Raw genomic sequence first — 16,061 nt, 5'->3', positions numbered from 1 at the left:
GCAACGGCAGGGACGCCGAAGCCTGCGAAACGATCGTGCTGGCACTGCTCATAGCCTGGGCGGTGCTGCCCGAATGGCTGTGGATACCCGTCGGAGGCGCCCGTGCCCGCGACTGGAATCCACGAACCCTCTGGTTCGAGCCCAGAGGCCGCTCCGGAGTGCACAAGGGCATCGACATCTTCGCCCGCAGCGGCACCCAGTACCTTCCGCCAGCTGGCGCCTGCATTACTACGCCTATCTCGATAGCCTCGGCGTCTAACCGGGCCAGCCGGTCCTCGCCGGTTCCCGCCTGGGTACGGTCGGCACTACCGGCAACGCGCGCGGCAAGCCGGCCCACCTGCACTACGCGATCATCACCTTGCTGCCCTATCCCTGCCTGACCGACGCCAGCACCCAGGGTTGGAAGAGGCTGTTCTACCTCGATCCCAAGCGGTGTTGCCGAGCCGATGAAAAGTCATTGACGGGAATCGGCAGATAAGTTTTGATTCGCATACTTTTCTTTCGAAACGAAACTTAAGTGATCTCGAAACGTAATACGCCGCAACGTCGCCATGCCATCCTCGCGCTGCTTTCCGAGCAGGGCGAGGTCAGTGTGGACGCACTCGCCAAGCGCTTTTCCACCTCGGAAGTGACCATCCGCAAGGACCTCGCCGCCATGGAAAGCCACGGCCTGCTGTTGCGTCGCTACGGCGGTGCGGTGCCGATGCCGCAGGAACTGATCGGTGAAGCTGCGCAGCCCGTCTCGCCCTACAAGCAGGCTATCGGTCGCGCCGCCGCGGCGCGCATCCGCGAGCATGCGCGGATCATCATCGACAGTGGCAGCACCACCGCGGCGATGATCCCCGAACTCGGGCACAAGCCGGGCCTGGTGGTGATGACCAACTCGCTGAACGTGGTCAACGCCCTGCGCGAGCTGGAGCACGAGCCGGTGCTGCTGATGACCGGCGGCACCTGGGACCCGCATTCCGAGTCGTTCCAGGGCCAGGTCGCCGAGCAGGTGCTGCGCTCCTATGACTTCGACCAGTTGTTCATCGGCGCCGACGGCATCGATCTCGAACGCGGGACGACCACGTTCAACGAACTGCTGGGCCTGAGCCGGGTGATGGCCGAGGTCGCCCGCGAGGTGATCGTGATGGCAGAGGCCGACAAGGTCGGCCGGCGCATTCCCAACCAGGAACTGCCCTGGAGCAGCATCCATACCCTGATTACCGACGAGCGCCTGGAACCTTCCGCGCGCGAACAGATAACCGCCCGGGGCGTCACGCTGATCTGCGCCCCGGTCGAGGCCTGAAAGGAGAAAGACCCCATGTGTGGAATCGTAGGCGCGATCGCCGAGCGTAACATCACCCCCATCCTCATCGAGGGCCTCAAGCGCCTCGAGTATCGCGGCTACGACAGCGCCGGCGTAGCGGTCTTCGACAACGAAGGCCGGCTGCAGCGCTGCCGCCGGGTCGGCAAGGTCGCCAGCCTGGAGGAAGGCCTGGCCGGTACGCCGCTGCTCGGCCGCCTGGGCATCGCCCATACCCGCTGGGCGACCCATGGCGCGCCAACCGAAGGCAACGCCCACCCGCATTTCTCCAGCGACGAACTGGCGGTGGTGCACAACGGCATCATCGAGAACCACGAACCTCTCCGTGAGCGGCTCAAGGGCCTGGGCTACGTGTTCACCTCGCAGACCGACACCGAGGTCATCGTCCACCTGTTGCACCACAAGCTGCAGTCCATCGGCGACCTGACCCTGGCGCTGAAGGAAGCGGTCAAGGAATTGCACGGGGCCTATGGCCTGGCAGTGATCAGCGCGGCGCAGCCGGACCGCATCGTCGCCGCCCGCAGCGGCAGCCCGCTGGTGATCGGCCTCGGGCTTGGCGAGAACTTCCTCGCTTCCGACCAGTTGGCGCTGCGCCAGGTGACCGACCGCTTCATCTACCTGGAGGAAGGCGATATCGCCGAGATCCGCCGCGACAGCGTGCGCCTGTGGGATGTCCAGGGCAACGACGTGCAGCGCGAGACCGTGCAGTACCACGAAGGCGCCGAAGCCGCCGACAAGGGCGAGTATCGGCACTTCATGCTCAAGGAAATCCACGAGCAGCCCAGCGTCGTGCAGCGCACCCTGGAAGGCCGCCTCGGGCAGAACCAGGTACTGGTGGAAAGCTTCGGCCCGCAGGCGGCGGAGCTGTTCGCCAAGGTCCGCAACGTGCAGATCGTCGCCTGCGGCACCAGCTACCATGCCGGCATGGTCGCCCGTTACTGGCTGGAAAGCCTGACCGGGATTCCCTGCCAGGTGGAAGTCGCCAGCGAGTTCCGCTACCGCAAGGTCGCGGTGCAGCCGGATTGCCTGTTCGTCACCATCTCCCAGTCCGGCGAGACCGCCGACACCCTGGCCGCCCTGCGCAACGCCAAGGAACTGGGCTTCCTCTCCAGCGTGGCGATCTGCAACGTCGCCACCAGTTCGCTGGTGCGCGAATCCGACCTGACCCTGCTGACCCAGGCCGGCCCGGAAATCGGCGTGGCCTCGACCAAGGCCTTCACCACCCAGTTGGTCGCCCTGCTGCTGCTAACCCTGGGCATCGGCCAGGTGCAGAAGCGCCTGGCCGAGGGCGTCGAAGCCGAGCTGGTGGACGAGCTGCGTCGCCTGCCGACCCGGCTGGGCGAGGCGCTGGCGATGAACCGTACGGTGGAGAAGGTTTCCGAGCTGTTCGCCGAGAAGCACCATACCCTGTTCCTCGGCCGTGGGGCGCAGTTCCCGGTGGCCCTGGAAGGCGCGCTGAAGCTCAAGGAAATTTCCTATATCCATGCCGAAGCCTACCCGGCCGGCGAGCTCAAGCATGGCCCGCTGGCGCTGGTGGACAGCGACATGCCGGTGGTCACCGTGGCGCCGAACAACGAGTTGGTGGAGAAGCTCAAGTCGAACCTCCAGGAAGTCCGCGCCCGCGGCGGCGAACTGGTGGTCTTCGCCGACGAAGGCGCGGGCATCGAGGCCGGCGAGGGCACCCACGTGGTGGGCATGCCGCACATCGGCGACGTGCTCTCGCCGATCCTCTACACCATTCCGCTGCAACTGCTGTCGTATCACGTCGCCGTGCTCAAGGGCACCGACGTCGACCAGCCGCGCAACCTGGCCAAGTCGGTCACCGTCGAGTAAGCGCCTCCCGGCGCAGCCGGCCGAGTGCGCCGGAGAGCCCTGCCTGGCTGCCTCGCAGGGCCAGGCCGGCGCTTGTCCCGGCGTTTTCCTCTCTGCTGTATAACGTGACCTTTTTCTCGTCCTTCGGGCTTCGGAAAGCCAATGCTTTCCGTCGTCGGCTGCGGGGCCGAACCAAGGGCAGGGAGGGATATGTTGGGAGAGCCGCCAGATTTCGACGGATCGGCGTGAACACCGGGATGCTGCCGGAGGAGCGCTTGCAGGCGATCGTCGATTGTTCCTTGTTCCATAAGCTCGATAGCCAGGCACAGCTGGCACTGGCCCGCATGGCGAGCGTGCGGGTCTATCGGACCGGCGAAGCCCTGTTCCGGCGAGGCGACAGGAGCGGAACTCTTTTTCTCGTCTGCGATGGCTGGGTGCGCCTGGCGCTGGACCGTGGGGCCAAGGAGTTTTCCCTCTCCCTGCATTCGCGGGGCGATGTCCTGGCTGAACATGTCCTGCTCGGCGTCGGGTATCACGAGAGCGATTGCCTGGCCATTACCCATGTCCGCGTGTTGAGGTTCGTCTCCGTTGCAATTTCCGAGGCGATTCTCAACGACTTGTGGGGCTCGCTGAACGCTCGTATGGCACAGCGGGTACAGTTGCTGCTGGAGCGCGTGGAGGATCTTTCCCTGCACACCCTCGATACCAGGCTGGCTCGCCTGCTCTGCCGCTTGAGTGCGCAGAGGGTTCCCTTGCCGTATCTGTCGCAGGGTGTCCTGGCGAGCATGGCCAACGCCAGTCGAACCAAGATGAACCAGATGCTTCGCCGGTTCCAGAGGTTGGGCGTAATCGAAATGCGAGGCGGTCGGATCATCGCCGTGGATGGCGAGCGCCTGCTGATGCTCTGCGACGACACCGGCCGACGCCCTGTTACCTAGGTAACAACACACGGTGTCCGGGGCTTCTAAGCTTTTCCATGGAATGGAAAACGAGTTTTCCTGTCAACGGACGATGCGGCCATGCCAATCAGAACGATCATTGCCGACAAGCACCAGATGTTTCGTCAGGGGCTGGCTGCCTTGTTGAATACGGACAAGGAAATAATGACGCTGGCGCAGGCCGATGATGGCGAGCAAGCGTTGTTTCTGATCGAGACCCTCAAGCCGGATATCGCGATATTGGAAGTTGCGCTGCCGCGCCTGAGTGGTATCGAAATAGCGCAGCGTATCTCGCGTATGGAAATAGAAACCTGCATCGTCATCCTGACTTCCTGCGAGGACCCGTTGGTGGCGGTGAGTACGGTCGAGGCCGGTGCGTCCGCCTATGTCTTGAAAAAGGCTCCCTTCGACGCCCTTGTCGCGGCGCTCCATACCGTGGTGACCGGAGGAACCTTCATTTCGCCTGAATTGCGTGGACAGTTCCGCGAGTTGGGACGAAAGGGCGTCAGGAATATCACGCTTTCTTCCAGGGAACGCGAAGTCATACGGCTTATCGCCTGTGGAAAAAGCGCCAAGGAAGTCGCCAAGGCATTGGATATAAGCCCGAGGACGGTGGATACCTACAAGGAAAGAATGATGAAGAAGATCCAGGCCCACGGCGTGGCCGATATCGTCCGTTATGCCATTCGGATAGGCGTGATCGATCGCTGACGTAGGTCGATTTTCGGACATCCCCGTGGGGCGTTCTACCGTTCTTCCGATAGCGAGTCTTTCTCTAGCCTCTTCCATGCGCCAAACGAAAGGCGCCAAGGAACCAGCCTACGGCTTACTTTGATTGGATGAGGAAAACGCCATGACTATGGAGATCAGTTACGTAGAAAAAACCAGAGGCAAGTTGTCCGCGAATGCCGCCGCCGGGACCAACTACTCGCTTACGGTCGTCAACAACAGCGCCCAACCATGGGTCTTCTACGTGTACCAGAAGATGCCGAACCAGGACCGAAGCATCTTTTCCGTCGCCTGGTTCGCCAGTCCCTACCAGATTCGGGTGGGCGACCGGATTCGTTTCAGCTGGCAGATAGACTACAACTTCGTCTGGAGCGATACCGGTACCTTGGTTCCCGGGGTGAATTTCTATGCCTCGGGCTCCATGGATGCCGATCCGGCGGGTGCCAACACCACGCTGTTCAACCTCGACCCGGGCCCTGGTCTGTCCGTCCCTACCCAGGCGCCGCCGGCGGGCACCCTGGTGATCAATGATGGCAGCGATGTGCCCAACAATCGCTATTCCGTCGGGATCGGCATGTCCGGTAGCGGGACCTTCGTGGTGCAGGCCGGGACCAATCTCAGGCACCAGTTCACGCCGACGCCCAGCTATTGGGTGGCTGCCGGCATCGGCCAGCAGGTGGGTACCGTCCTGGATATCCAGACCGTCACGCAAACCAGCGAGGTGCGATACGACCCTGCGGTTTACGACCGTACGGCAACCCTGCAACCCGATAACACCTGGTCGCTCAGCTGAGCATGGTCCGCGAGGCGTGGGGCGCCTGCTCGTTCCCACGCCTCGGGCAGATGGGAGAATGGCAATGAAAGGACATGGAATCGCCGCTCTATTCCTGAGTGGCCTGCTGTTGCTCGCGCCCGCTGTATCCCACGGGCTGATCATCGTGATGCCGAACTCCGACTGGGTCACCCAGTATGCCGTCGGGCTTTGCAACGCGAAGTACCAGACCGACAACTACCTGGACTGGCATCAACTGGTCGCCGCTCCCAACGGCTCGGTGAAGGTCGCCGAGGGCGAAGTGGTCTGCATCCTTGGCCACGGGGCGCCGGGCAAGATCGGCGATGTCGCTGGTGACACCATAGCCGCCACGGTGGCGGAGAAGCTCGACCATACGGCGGAAGCTTCCAATCCGGTCCTGCTCATGGCGTGCATGTCGGCCGTGGCCCCGCTATCGGGGCGCTCGGTACTACAGTCCTTCGAGAGTGTGCGGGGCGCCTGGAGCGGCAATGCGGTGACGGCCAGCCTGGGGATCTGCGTGGCGAACCGGAACGGCAGCTCGCCGCTTTACCGGACCGTGCTGAAGAACCCCCTGCCCGGGTCGGGAGACTGTTCGATGAAAGCCCTCACCGATGAGCAGGCCCGCCTGAAGCTGCAGATCCAGGCGAACATCGCCAGTTGCCAGACGCGCTCCGGCACCCTTGCGATAGGGCAGTGCATGTACGACCTGGACAACGACGACGGCAAGGCGATCAACGACAAGTTCTACGTTCCGTTCCTGGCCTACATCACCGACAAATCCTGCAATCAGACCCCCGGTACGGCGAGCGGGACGATGTGAGTTCCGCCAGTCCTGCCCAAGGAGGCAGACATGTCTTCTTTCATTCCGATCGGCGCGGTATGCCCGTTCGCCGGGCAAGTGAACCCGGTATCGGGAGCGGCCAACGGCACCTGGGCGAACAGCAGTTGCGCGGGGAGCTCGGCGAAGCCCGCGCAACTGTCGGCCGACGCACCGCTGCTCTATCTCGAAAGCCAGGGTTGGATGCTGTGTGACGGGCGCTGGCTGGCAAGCAGCGGTTTTCCCGAGTTGTTCGCGGTGATCGGCTACCTGTACGGCAAGAAGAGCGAAGGGGGCGTCGACAGCTACCGCCTCCCGGACTATCGAGGTCTATTCCTGCGTGGCTTCGACGCGGGTGCCGGACTGGATCCCGATGCGGCCAGCAGGCTCTCGCCCACCGGCGGCAATACCGCGAATGTCGTCGGTTCCCTGCAATGCGATGCGTTGCAGAGCCATGCCCACCAGTATCAGGTCGTTCAGCCCGCGGGGATTTCCCAGCAGGGACAAGCGGCGGGAGCCAGCTTCACTTCGCAGGCCACCTCCGTTCCGGATGCTCCCGCACGCTCGTCCGTGGAGACCCGGCCCAGGAACATCGCGGTGAACTACATCATCAGGTTCAGGTGAGCCAGTGGCTCCCTGGACAAGGAGAATGGACATGCAAGTCTATGCGGTCGTCTACACCAGCAGCGGACGCTTCCTTCTGTTCTGGAAGCTGGCCAAGGGATATTTCTTCTTCGACGCGAAGACGGGCAAGGGCAAGATCGTCAAGGGCGGCGCGAACCTGAACGGAGGAAACGACTATGCGCTCCCGGGTGGCCGCCGGGAGGAGAGTGAGACCGTGGCGGCAGGGGCGGCGCGGGAGTTTCTAGAGGAAACGGCCGCGGACGTAAGGGGACTTCCCGTTCAGGAGAAAACCTTCGGGAGGGACTTCTGTGCAGGTTATTTCAGGATCGAAGAGAAGGAGATCGAGGGATTGCTCGCGCGCATCCAGGACCCCAATCTCGTTTCGGCCATGAATGCCTCGATTGATATCGAGCATGGCTCGATCACCCGCTATGCGCAGATCCATATGCGTTACCCGAGTGCTCCGCGGGACAATGAACTGGAGACGGGGTATCTCTGGAGCGTCCATGACGAAGCGAACTGGAAGGTCGTCCTGTCGTGGAAGAACAGCCCCGCCCTGGGCTGGTATTTCGATATCCTCGATTATCTTAAAACCTCGATCCTGTAGCGCTCACGGCATCGCGGCGCAACTCAGCGAAACGGTTTCCAGAAGCGTTCCAGCGCCGCCGCCAGCAATTCCGTGTCGCCGCGCGAATCGCCCCAGGCGCGCAGGGAGTATTGGGTCAGCGGACCGTAGTGCCGTTCCAGTCGGCAGACTTTCTCGTCGCGCCGGCAGTTGCGGCCGACGATCCTGCCGGTCAGTACGCCGTCCACCACCTCCAGCTCGGTGGCTATCAGGTGCACGCCGAGCTTTTCGGCGAAAGGCCTGAGCACCAGCGAAGGCGAGGCGGAACAGATGGTCACGGTGCTGCCGCTGCTGACCTGGTCGGCCACCGCGGTCAATGCGTGGGGACGCATCAGTGTTTCCCAGAAGCGGTTCTGGTAGGCCAGCGCCCGTTCTTCCAGCACCTGCACCGGCACGTCGGTGAGGAAGGTGGCGATCAGGCGCGCCTTCAGGTCGTCGCGGCCGATCCGCCGACAGAGATAGGCCAGGCTGGGCGCGGCCATGCGCAGCATGCGGCGGACGAACACCCGGTTGCCGAAGGCGAAGCGCAGGAATGGAACGAAGCTGTCGCGGTAGGTCAGCGTCCCGTCGAAGTCGAATACGGAGAGGAAGCGTACCTCGCGGGTTTCCAGCGGGCCGGTGTCATTCATCAGGCGTTTCCTTATGTCGCTTTCTTGCCAAGGCATCCTGGCCTGCGTCTTTCCGTTATTACAGCGAGGGAAAGTTTGTATATCAAAACTGTCAATTATTCACAGGCACCCTGGCTGCTAACCTGAAATGAGTGCCCGGCTGTTTTGCATCGATAGATAGGAGGCTAAGTAGTCGATAGCAAAACTCTATCAAGGTACTGGACTATAGTGTTCCCGTCTTGTGACCAGGAGGTTTGGCATGATTGCACAGCTCCCCTCTGAGTTGCTGTCCCTGCAACTGCCGTTGCGGATCCGCATCGGCGATGCTCAGGCGTTCGATCTGGGGCCGGATCCACAGGTAACCATGGTCATCCGCGACCCCACGCTGCTCACCGAGATCACCCACCCCAGCCTCGACGCGCTGGGCAAGGCCTACGTCGAGAAGCGCCTCGACATCGAGGGGCCGATCAGCCAGGTGATCGGCATCGGCGACGCCCTCAGCGAGGCGCTCGGCGACCCCGACGGCGAGGCCTCGCCGGTCAGGGAGAGTCATGACAAGGCCACCGACGCCGAGGCCATCCATTACCACTACGACCTGTCCAACGACTTCTACCGGCTCTGGCTGGATCCGGAAATGGTCTATTCCTGCGCCTATTTCGAAACCGGCCGGGAAGACCTCGCCACCGCGCAACTGGCCAAGCTTCGCCACTTGTGTCGCAAGCTGCGCCTGCAACCGGGCGAGAAGCTGCTGGATGTCGGCTGTGGCTGGGGCGGCCTGGCGCGCCTGGCCGCTCGCGAGTTCGGCGTCGAGGTCACCGGCATCACCCTGAGCAAGGAACAGCTGGCGCTGGGCCAGGAACGGGTCCGGGCCGAGGGCCTGGAAGACCGGGTCACCCTGAAGCTGCTCGACTACCGCGACCTGCCGCGCGATGGCCGCTTCGACAAGGTGGTCAGTGTCGGCATGTTCGAGCACGTCGGCCACGCCAACCTCGGCCTGTACTTCCAGCAACTGTACGACGCGGTGCGCCCCGGTGGCCTGGTGATGAACCATGGCATCACCTCGCTCTATACCGATGGGCGTCCGGTGGGCAAGGGCGCCGGCGATTTCATCGACCGCTATGTCTTCCCCCACGGCGAGCTGCCACACCTGTCGCTGGCGGTGGCGCGGATGAGCGAAGCCGGCCTGGAAGTGGTCGACGTGGAGAGCCTGCGCCTGCATTACGCGCGGACTCTGGACTTCTGGAGCGCCAACCTGGAAGCGAAGCTGAAGGAGGCGGCCCGCCTGGTGCCGGAAGAGACCTTGCGGATCTGGCGGTTGTACCTCGCCGGGTGCGCCTATGGTTTCAAGCGCGGCTGGATCAACCTGCACCAGATCCTCGCCAACCGCCCCCACGAGGACGGCTCCCACGAGTTGCCCTGGTCGCGGCGCGACCTCTATGCCTGATGGCGACGACCGGCTCCCTTGAGGAGCCGGTCGCGCATTCGGTGCATGCGGATTGTCCTGCGCGGCGGCGCGGTCTAGTCTGCACGGAGTCCTGCGCGGTCGAGGGAAGCCGGGACGCTTCCGCGGCGGCGCGACAACAACGATAAGAACAGGAGACTTCCCATGTCGCTGAGCAGACGCCTCGGTCTTTTCACGCTCGCCGCAACGGTAACCTTCAGCACTGCGGTCTTCGCCGCGCCGACCTTCATCAATATCCTCACCGGCGGCACCAGCGGGGTCTACTACCCCATCGGGGTCGGCCTCTCGCAGATCTACGGGCACGACATCCCGGGCGCCAAGACTTCGGTGCAGGCCACCAAGGCCTCGGTCGAGAACCTCAACCTGTTGCAGGCAGGTCGCGGCGAGCTGGCGCTGGCGCTGGGCGATTCGGTCGCCGACGCCTGGAACGGGGTGGCCGACGCCGGCTTCAAGGCGCCGCTGAAGAAGCTGCGGGCGATCGGCAATACCTACCCTAACTATATCCAGGTGGTCGCCAGCCAGGCCTCGGGGATCAAGACCCTGGCCGACCTGAAAGGCAAGCGCATCTCGGTGGGCGCACCCAAGAGCGGCACCGAGCTGAACGCCCGGGCGATCTTCAAGGCCGCCGGTCTGAGCTACGAGGACATGGGCAAGGTGGAATACCTCCCGTACGCCGAATCGGTGGAGCTGATCAAGAACCGCCAGCTCGACGCCACCCTGCAATCCTCCGGCCTGGGCATGGCCGCCATCCGCGACCTTGCCTCGACCATGCCGATCACCTTCGTCGCGATTCCGGCGGAGGTGGTGGCGAAGATCGACAGTCCGGCCTATCACGCCGCGAGCATTCCCGCCGGCACCTACGACGGCCAGGAGCAGGACGTGCCGACGGTGGCCATCGACAACATCCTGGTCAGCCACGCCGGGGTCAGCGACGAGCTGGCCTACCAGATGACCAGGCTGATGTTCGACAACCTGCCGCGGCTGGTCACCGCCCATGCCGCGGCCAAGGACATCGCCCTGGACAAGGCGGCGAAGAACCTGCCGATACCGCTGCACCCCGGCGCCGAGCGCTTCTACAAGGAAAAGGGCGTCCTGCCGCAGTGACGCCCGGCCCATCGTAGTCCCCGGTCCGCAGGGCGGGCCGGGGTTCCCGCGTTTCCGGCTGTTGGGAGTCGAAGCATGAGCGATCATCAGAACGGGCTGCACAACGAGGCGGAAAGCTGGCCGCGCACGCTGTTCGCCGTGGCCCTGGCCTTTTCCGTGTTCCAGGTCGTCACCGCGGCCTTTCCCCTGATTTCGACCCAGGTCCTGCGGGCGATGCACGTCGGCCTGCTGTTGCTGGTGGTCTACCTGAGCTATCCGCTTGCCGGCGTACGGCGCCCCTGGCAGCCGCTGGCCTGGCTGCTGGGCTTGGCCGGACTGGGTACGGCGATCTACCAGTGGGTATTCGAGGCCGACCTGATCCAGCGCTCCGGAGAGCTGACCCAGGCCGACATGGTCGTCGGCGTGGTGCTGATCGTGCTGGTCTTCGAGGCGGCGCGACGGGTGATGGGCATCGCCTTGCCGATCATCTGCGCGCTGTTCCTGGCCTACGGTCTGTTCGGCGAACACCTGCCGGGCGACCTGGCCCATCGCGGCTACGGTTTCGACCAGATCGTCAACCAGCTGTCTTTCGGCACCGAGGGGCTCTACGGCACGCCAACCTACGTGTCGGCCACCTATATCTACCTGTTCATCCTGTTCGGCGCCTTTCTCGAACAGGCGGGGATGATTCGCCTGTTCACCGATTTCGCCATGGGCCTGTTCGGCCATCGGGTCGGCGGGCCGGCCAAGGTCTCGGTGTTTTCCTCGGCGCTGATGGGCACCATCACCGGCTCCGGGGTGGCCAACGTGGTCACCACCGGACAGTTCACCATCCCGTTGATGAAACGCTTCGGCTACAAGCCGGCGTTCGCCGGCGGCGTCGAGGCGACCGCGAGCATGGGCAGCCAGCTGATGCCGCCGGTGATGGGGGCGGTGGCGTTCATCATGGCCGAGACCATCAACGTGCCCTACGTGGAGATCGCCAAGGCGGCGCTGATCCCTGCGCTCCTGTATTTCGGCTCGGTGTACTGGATGGTCCACCTGGAGGCCCGCCGGGCCGACCTCAAGGGCCTGCCGCGCGAGCAGTGCCCGAGCGCCTGGGGCGCCGTGCGCGAACGCTGGTTCCTGCTGATTCCGTTGCTGGTACTGATCGCGTTGCTGTTCTCCGGACGCACGCCGCTGTTCTCCGGAACCATCGGCCTGGCGCTGACCGCCATCGTCATCCTCGGTTCGGCGATCATCCTGCGGGTGTCCTCGCTCGGCCTGCGCATCGCCTTCTGGGTCGCGCTGGGGTTGCTCTGCGCCGGCTTCTTCCGCCTCGGCATCGGGGTGATCTTCGTCATGATAGCGGCCCTGGCCCTGGCCTGCTGGTTCGTCCGCGGGGGCCGGGAAACCCTGCGCATCTGCGTCCGCGCCCTCGCCGAGGGCGCGCGGCATGCGATCCCGGTGGGCATCGCCTGCACCCTGGTGGGAGTCATCATCGGGGTGATCTCGCTGACCGGCATCGCCACCACCTTCGCCAGCTACGTGCTCGACCTGGGGCGGGAAAACCTGCTGCTGTCGCTGGTCCTGACCATGGTCACCTGCCTGGTCCTGGGAATGGGCATCCCGACCATCCCCAACTACATCATCACCAGCTCCATTGCCGCGCCGGCGCTGCTGGAACTGGGGGTGCCGCTGATCGTCTCGCACATGTTCGTCTTCTACTTCGGCATCCTCGCCGACCTCACCCCGCCGGTGGCGCTGGCCTGTTTCGCGGCGGCGCCGATCGCCAAGGAGAGGGGATTGAAGATCAGCTTCTGGGCGGTGCGCATCGCCCTGGCGGGGTTCGTGGTGCCGTTCATGGCGGTCTATTCCCCGGCGTTGATGCTGCAGGAAGGCGGTTGGGGGGCGACGCTCTACGTCGCCTGCAAGGCGGTGCTGGCCATCGGTCTGTGGGGGATGGCTTCCATTGGCTACCTGCAGGGTCCGCTGGCCTGGTGGGAACGCCTGCTGGCGTTCGCCGCGGGGGCGAGCCTGGTCCTGGCCTTGCCGATCAGCGACGAACTGGGCTTCGTCCTCGGCGGGCTGGTGATCGGCTGGCATCTCTGGCGCCAGCGCGCGGGCGAGGCGGTGGCGTGATCGCACTGTGCCTGGGCATGGCCGGCAGTGTCTGGGCGACGCTGCCGCTGCAGTCGTTCACCCTGGCCTGGCAGCACACGGTGGAGAAGGTGCTCTGGGAAGAGGACTATCGCCTGAGCGCGGACGGCCTGCTCCTCGAGGAGGCCCGGGTGCGGGGCAGCGGGGCGGGGATGGAGATTCCCGAGGGCGCCGTGCTGCGTGACGGCGCCTGGCACTACCGGCGCGAGCTGCCGCCTTTGCAGCCGCTGCGCCTGGGTCGCGCGCCGGAAGCCGGTGACTACCGGATCTGCCGGCAGGGTCGTTGCGATGCGCTGGCGCGCTGGATCGGGCCGCCGGTTCCGGAGCGCCCGGCGGTCGAACTCTGGGCATGCCCGGCGAAGCGAGCGCCTGGCTGAACCCTTTGTGCACAACCTGCCGGTTGCTGCCCCGCAGAATCTAACTTATCCACAAGACCATCGAAGCCGGAGGCGCTTCCGGCCACAAGGACATCCGCCCATGCGAAACCCTGTATCCGTCCTGCGTCCCGCCCTGCTGGCGGTGCTTGTCTCCACAAGCGTATCGGCCAGTGCCGAACCGGCTGTGGAAAACCCGCGCATCGGCCGCGCCGCCGATCTCTACGAGCTGACCCCGGAGTACCAGCCGGGTACCTACCGGAACATGGACAAGGTCTATCCGACCCGGGTTATCCACAAGGGTTCGAAGGTTCGCCCGCTGCCGCCGGGGGCGACCATAGCGCCGCGCTACCGGATCGGCGGGGAGGAATACGGGGTCGACGAATTCATGCGGCGCAACCGTGTCGGTGGCCTGCTGGTGCTCAAGGATGGCAAGGTCGTCCTGGAGCGCTATGGCCTGGGCAACGACGAGCGCACGCGCTGGACCTCGTTCTCGGTGGTCAAGTCGATCTCCTCGACCCTGGTCGGCGCCGCCGTGCAGCAGGGCCTGCTGGCCCTCGACCAGCCTGTGGACAAGTACCTGCCGGCGCTGGCCGGGTCCGCCTACCAGGGGGTGACGGTCGAGCAGGTCCTGCAGATGAGTTCCGGAGTGCGCTGGAACGAGACCTACCGCGACCCGAAGTCCGATCGCCGGCAGATGTTCGACGCCCAGCTGGCCCAGCGTCCCGGCGGCATCCTGCGCCTGCTGGCGAGCCTGCCGCGGCAGTACCCGGCGGGAACCCACTTCACCTACAGTACCGGCGAATCGCACCTGCAGAGCGAACTGGTGCATGCGGTGACGCGCATCCCGGTCAGCGACTACCTGTCCGAGCGCATCTGGGCGCGGCTGGGCATGGAGAGCGACGGCTTCTGGCAACTGGAATCGCCGGCTGGGCAAGAGATCGGCAGCAGCGGCCTGAGCGCGACCCTGCGCGACTACGGGCGTTTCGGCCAGTTCATCCTCGAGGATGGGGTGATCGATGACGAGCGCATCCTTCCCGAGGGCTGGGTGGAACGTGCCAGCCGAGTCGAGCCGGCCTCGCACCTGGCGCCGGGCAAGCTCTACGACGGCGAATACGCACTCGGCTACGGCTACCAGTGGTGGACCTTCCCGGTGGGCGCCGGGGCCTTGCCCGGGCATGACGGCGGGGTCTTCGAGGCCCAGGGGATCTTCGGCCAGTATCTCTATGTCAATCGCCGGGAGCAGGTCGTGGCGGTGGTCTGGAGCGCCTGGCCGAAGCCGGAGATGGACGAGCGCGAGGCGGAAACCTACGCCTTCCTCGGCGCGGCGGTGAAGGCCCTGCGCTAGCCCTGTGGACAACTATCGGAAGTGCGTACGTCTGCGATTCTCGCCCTGTGGATGAATCTCTTCAGCGGGAAAACCGCAGGGGCAACCCCTGGCAGTCCTCGCACAGTCGCCCCGCGTGCCAGGCGAGCTGCCCCGAGACCACGGTGGTGTCGACCCGGTGATGGAAGGCCCGATGGCGGAATGGCGTCCAGTTGCAGCGCGACAGCAGCGGCATGGCGCTGGCCGCCTCCGGCCGTTCGAGTTCGCTGACCAGCACCAGGTCGGCCCAGTAGCCTTCGCGAAGGAAACCGCGATCGGCGATGGCGAACAGCTCGGCGACGCGATGGCTGGTCTTCGCCACCAGCGTCGGCAGGCTCAGCCAGCCTTCGCGGACCAGTTCGAGCAGGGCCGGCAACGCATGTTGTACCAGCGGCAGGCCGGCGGGAGCCTGTGGATAAGCCTGCTGCTTCTCGGCCCAGGTGTGTGGCGCGTGATCGGTGCCGATCACGTCCAGGCGGTTACCCGCCAGCGCCCGGCGCAACGCGTCGCGGTCCTCGCGGCTCTTCACCGCCGGGTTGCACTTGAGCAGGTGGCCGAGGCGGGCGTAGTCGCCGTCGTCGAACAGCAGGTGGTGGACGCAGACTTCCGCGGTGATGCGCTTCTGGCACAGTGGCTTGTCTTCGAACAGGGCCAGTTCCCGGGCTGTGGACAAGTGCAGCACGTGCAACAGCGTGCCGTGCCGCTGCGCCAGCTCCACCGCCAGGGCGGTGGAACGGTAGCAGGCCTCGGCGTCGCGGATGCGCGGGTGGGCGGCGGCCGGAATGCGGTCGCCGAAGCGCTGTCGCCAGCGTGCCAGGTTGGTTTCGATCCGCGGCGTGTCTTCGCAATGGCTGAGCAGCAGAGTGGGAACGCTGGCGAACAGCCGTTCCAGGGTCGGCAGGTCGTCCACCAGCATGTCGCCGGTGGAGGCGCCCATGAATACCTTCACCGCGGCGACTTCGCGTGGATCGAGGGCGGCCACGGTGTCCAGGTTGTCGCGGCTGACGCCGAAGTGGAAAGCGTAGTTGGCCATGCTGTGTGCGGCGGCGCGGCGCTTCTTCTCGGCCAGTGCCTCGAGGGTGAGGGTCGCCGGGCGGGTGTTGGGCATGTCCATGAAACTGGTGATGCCCCCGGCCACCGCAGCGCGTGACTCGCTGGCGATCGTGCCCTTCTGTGGATAACCGGGCTCGCGGAAGTGTACCTGGTCGTCGATCATGCCCGGCAGCAGGTAGCGGCCCGCGGCATCGATCTCCCGGCTGGCGCCGCAGTCCTCGAGGCTGCCGGCGATGCGTTCTATGCGGCCTTGGCGCACCAGCAGGTCGCCTTCGCGCACCTGTCCCTCATTGATCATCCGGGCGTTGCGGATCAGCAGGCTGTCCATG

General features: G+C 64.9%; 15 protein-coding genes and 1 pseudogene. 14 read left to right on the top strand and 2 right to left on the bottom strand.

Annotation, left to right across the window (positions count from 1 at the left end):
• Window positions 1-15: 15 nt before the first annotated feature.
• The 9 genes and pseudogenes from B7D75_RS28860 to B7D75_RS28820 form a co-directional block, all read left to right on the top strand.
• Window positions 16-450: pseudogene (locus tag B7D75_RS28860) on the top strand (M23 family metallopeptidase); the annotation flags it as partial.
• Between the two features lie 67 nt (window positions 451-517).
• Window positions 518-1,291, top strand: a complete 774-nt coding sequence (locus B7D75_RS28855) for a DeoR/GlpR family DNA-binding transcription regulator (protein ID WP_003458389.1) — start codon at window positions 518-520, stop codon at window positions 1,289-1,291.
• Between the two features lie 15 nt (window positions 1,292-1,306).
• Window positions 1,307-3,142 (top strand): glutamine--fructose-6-phosphate transaminase (isomerizing), encoded by a 1,836-nt coding sequence (glmS, locus tag B7D75_RS28850; protein ID WP_034080758.1) that lies wholly within the window; start codon window positions 1,307-1,309, stop codon window positions 3,140-3,142.
• 224 nt (window positions 3,143-3,366) lie between these two features.
• Window positions 3,367-4,059: a Crp/Fnr family transcriptional regulator gene (locus tag B7D75_RS28845; protein ID WP_123809521.1), complete on the top strand. Its 693-nt coding sequence runs from the start codon at window positions 3,367-3,369 to the stop codon at window positions 4,057-4,059.
• Between the two features lie 81 nt (window positions 4,060-4,140).
• Complete coding sequence (locus tag B7D75_RS28840; RefSeq protein ID WP_034080757.1) at window positions 4,141-4,770, top strand: response regulator; 630 nt, start codon at window positions 4,141-4,143, stop codon at window positions 4,768-4,770.
• A 142-nt stretch (window positions 4,771-4,912) separates the two neighbouring features.
• Entirely contained in the window at window positions 4,913-5,581 is a 669-nt protein-coding gene (locus B7D75_RS28835; protein ID WP_034080756.1) for a hypothetical protein, read from the top strand.
• Window positions 5,582-5,645: 64 nt separating this feature from the next.
• Window positions 5,646-6,401, top strand: coding sequence for a hypothetical protein (locus B7D75_RS28830; RefSeq protein ID WP_107114644.1), 756 nt, complete (start codon window positions 5,646-5,648; stop codon window positions 6,399-6,401).
• Window positions 6,402-6,431: 30 nt separating this feature from the next.
• A complete protein-coding gene (locus B7D75_RS28825; RefSeq protein ID WP_071537057.1) occupies window positions 6,432-7,022 on the top strand; it encodes a phage tail protein in 591 nt (196 codons plus the stop codon).
• 31 nt (window positions 7,023-7,053) lie between these two features.
• Window positions 7,054-7,629 carry an NUDIX hydrolase gene (locus B7D75_RS28820; RefSeq protein ID WP_107114643.1) on the top strand — a complete coding sequence of 192 codons (576 nt, stop codon included), beginning with the start codon at window positions 7,054-7,056 and terminating at the stop codon, window positions 7,627-7,629.
• 23 nt (window positions 7,630-7,652) lie between these two features.
• On the opposite strand, the gene B7D75_RS28815 is transcribed toward B7D75_RS28820, so the two are convergent.
• The gene (locus B7D75_RS28815; protein WP_003151596.1) at window positions 7,653-8,276 is read right to left on the bottom strand and encodes an HAD-IB family phosphatase; all 624 of its coding nucleotides are present in this window, start codon (window positions 8,274-8,276) and stop codon (window positions 7,653-7,655) included.
• Window positions 8,277-8,514: 238 nt separating this feature from the next.
• Here B7D75_RS28815 and cfaB point away from each other — a divergent pair, with 238 nt between their 5' ends.
• From cfaB to B7D75_RS28790, 5 genes are all read left to right on the top strand, one after another.
• On the top strand, window positions 8,515-9,699 hold the full coding sequence (gene cfaB / locus B7D75_RS28810; protein WP_003151594.1) for a C17 cyclopropane fatty acid synthase CfaB: 1,185 nt from the start codon (window positions 8,515-8,517) through the stop codon (window positions 9,697-9,699).
• A gap of 162 nt (window positions 9,700-9,861) precedes the next feature.
• Window positions 9,862-10,821, top strand: a complete 960-nt coding sequence (locus B7D75_RS28805) for a TAXI family TRAP transporter solute-binding subunit (RefSeq protein WP_003151593.1) — start codon at window positions 9,862-9,864, stop codon at window positions 10,819-10,821.
• A gap of 75 nt (window positions 10,822-10,896) precedes the next feature.
• Window positions 10,897-12,921 carry a TRAP transporter permease gene (locus B7D75_RS28800; RefSeq protein WP_107114642.1) on the top strand — a complete coding sequence of 675 codons (2,025 nt, stop codon included), beginning with the start codon at window positions 10,897-10,899 and terminating at the stop codon, window positions 12,919-12,921.
• Window positions 12,918-13,316: a DUF1850 domain-containing protein gene (locus B7D75_RS28795; RefSeq protein WP_033997694.1), complete on the top strand. Its 399-nt coding sequence runs from the start codon at window positions 12,918-12,920 to the stop codon at window positions 13,314-13,316. The genes B7D75_RS28800 and B7D75_RS28795 overlap by 4 nt, the downstream gene beginning before the upstream one ends.
• 100 nt (window positions 13,317-13,416) lie before the next feature.
• The gene (locus B7D75_RS28790) at window positions 13,417-14,661 is read left to right on the top strand and encodes a serine hydrolase domain-containing protein (protein ID WP_058130422.1); all 1,245 of its coding nucleotides are present in this window, start codon (window positions 13,417-13,419) and stop codon (window positions 14,659-14,661) included.
• Window positions 14,662-14,722: 61 nt separating this feature from the next.
• Here the strand turns inward: B7D75_RS28790 and B7D75_RS28785 are convergent, their stop codons facing one another.
• A complete protein-coding gene (locus tag B7D75_RS28785) occupies window positions 14,723-16,060 on the bottom strand; it encodes a dihydroorotase (protein ID WP_107114641.1) in 1,338 nt (445 codons plus the stop codon).
• Window position 16,061 lies beyond the last annotated feature (1 nt).

This window comes from Pseudomonas paraeruginosa (assembly GCF_003025345.2).
GTDB lineage: Bacteria > Pseudomonadota > Gammaproteobacteria > Pseudomonadales > Pseudomonadaceae > Pseudomonas > Pseudomonas paraeruginosa.
The sequence above is the reverse complement of the archived record's forward strand: the minus strand, read 5'-3'. Positions and strand labels throughout refer to the sequence as shown.

Excerpts from the sequence above, each read along its gene's own strand:
- B7D75_RS28840 (WP_034080757.1), top strand. The coding sequence starts at position 4,141 with ATGCCAATCAGAACGATCATTGCCGACAAGCACCAGATGTTTCGTCAG.
- B7D75_RS28815 (WP_003151596.1), bottom strand. The coding sequence starts at position 8,276 with ATGAATGACACCGGCCCGCTGGAAACCCGCGAGGTACGCTTCCTCTCC.
- B7D75_RS28835 (WP_034080756.1), top strand. The coding sequence starts at position 4,913 with ATGACTATGGAGATCAGTTACGTAGAAAAAACCAGAGGCAAGTTGTCC.
- B7D75_RS28800 (WP_107114642.1), top strand. The coding sequence starts at position 10,897 with ATGAGCGATCATCAGAACGGGCTGCACAACGAGGCGGAAAGCTGGCCG.
- cfaB (WP_003151594.1), top strand. The coding sequence starts at position 8,515 with ATGATTGCACAGCTCCCCTCTGAGTTGCTGTCCCTGCAACTGCCGTTG.
- B7D75_RS28805 (WP_003151593.1), top strand. The coding sequence starts at position 9,862 with ATGTCGCTGAGCAGACGCCTCGGTCTTTTCACGCTCGCCGCAACGGTA.
- B7D75_RS28785 (WP_107114641.1), bottom strand. The coding sequence starts at position 16,060 with ATGGACAGCCTGCTGATCCGCAACGCCCGGATGATCAATGAGGGACAG.
- B7D75_RS28790 (WP_058130422.1), top strand. The coding sequence starts at position 13,417 with ATGCGAAACCCTGTATCCGTCCTGCGTCCCGCCCTGCTGGCGGTGCTT.
- B7D75_RS28830 (WP_107114644.1), top strand. The coding sequence starts at position 5,646 with ATGAAAGGACATGGAATCGCCGCTCTATTCCTGAGTGGCCTGCTGTTG.
- B7D75_RS28820 (WP_107114643.1), top strand. The coding sequence starts at position 7,054 with ATGCAAGTCTATGCGGTCGTCTACACCAGCAGCGGACGCTTCCTTCTG.
- B7D75_RS28825 (WP_071537057.1), top strand. The coding sequence starts at position 6,432 with ATGTCTTCTTTCATTCCGATCGGCGCGGTATGCCCGTTCGCCGGGCAA.
- glmS (WP_034080758.1), top strand. The coding sequence starts at position 1,307 with ATGTGTGGAATCGTAGGCGCGATCGCCGAGCGTAACATCACCCCCATC.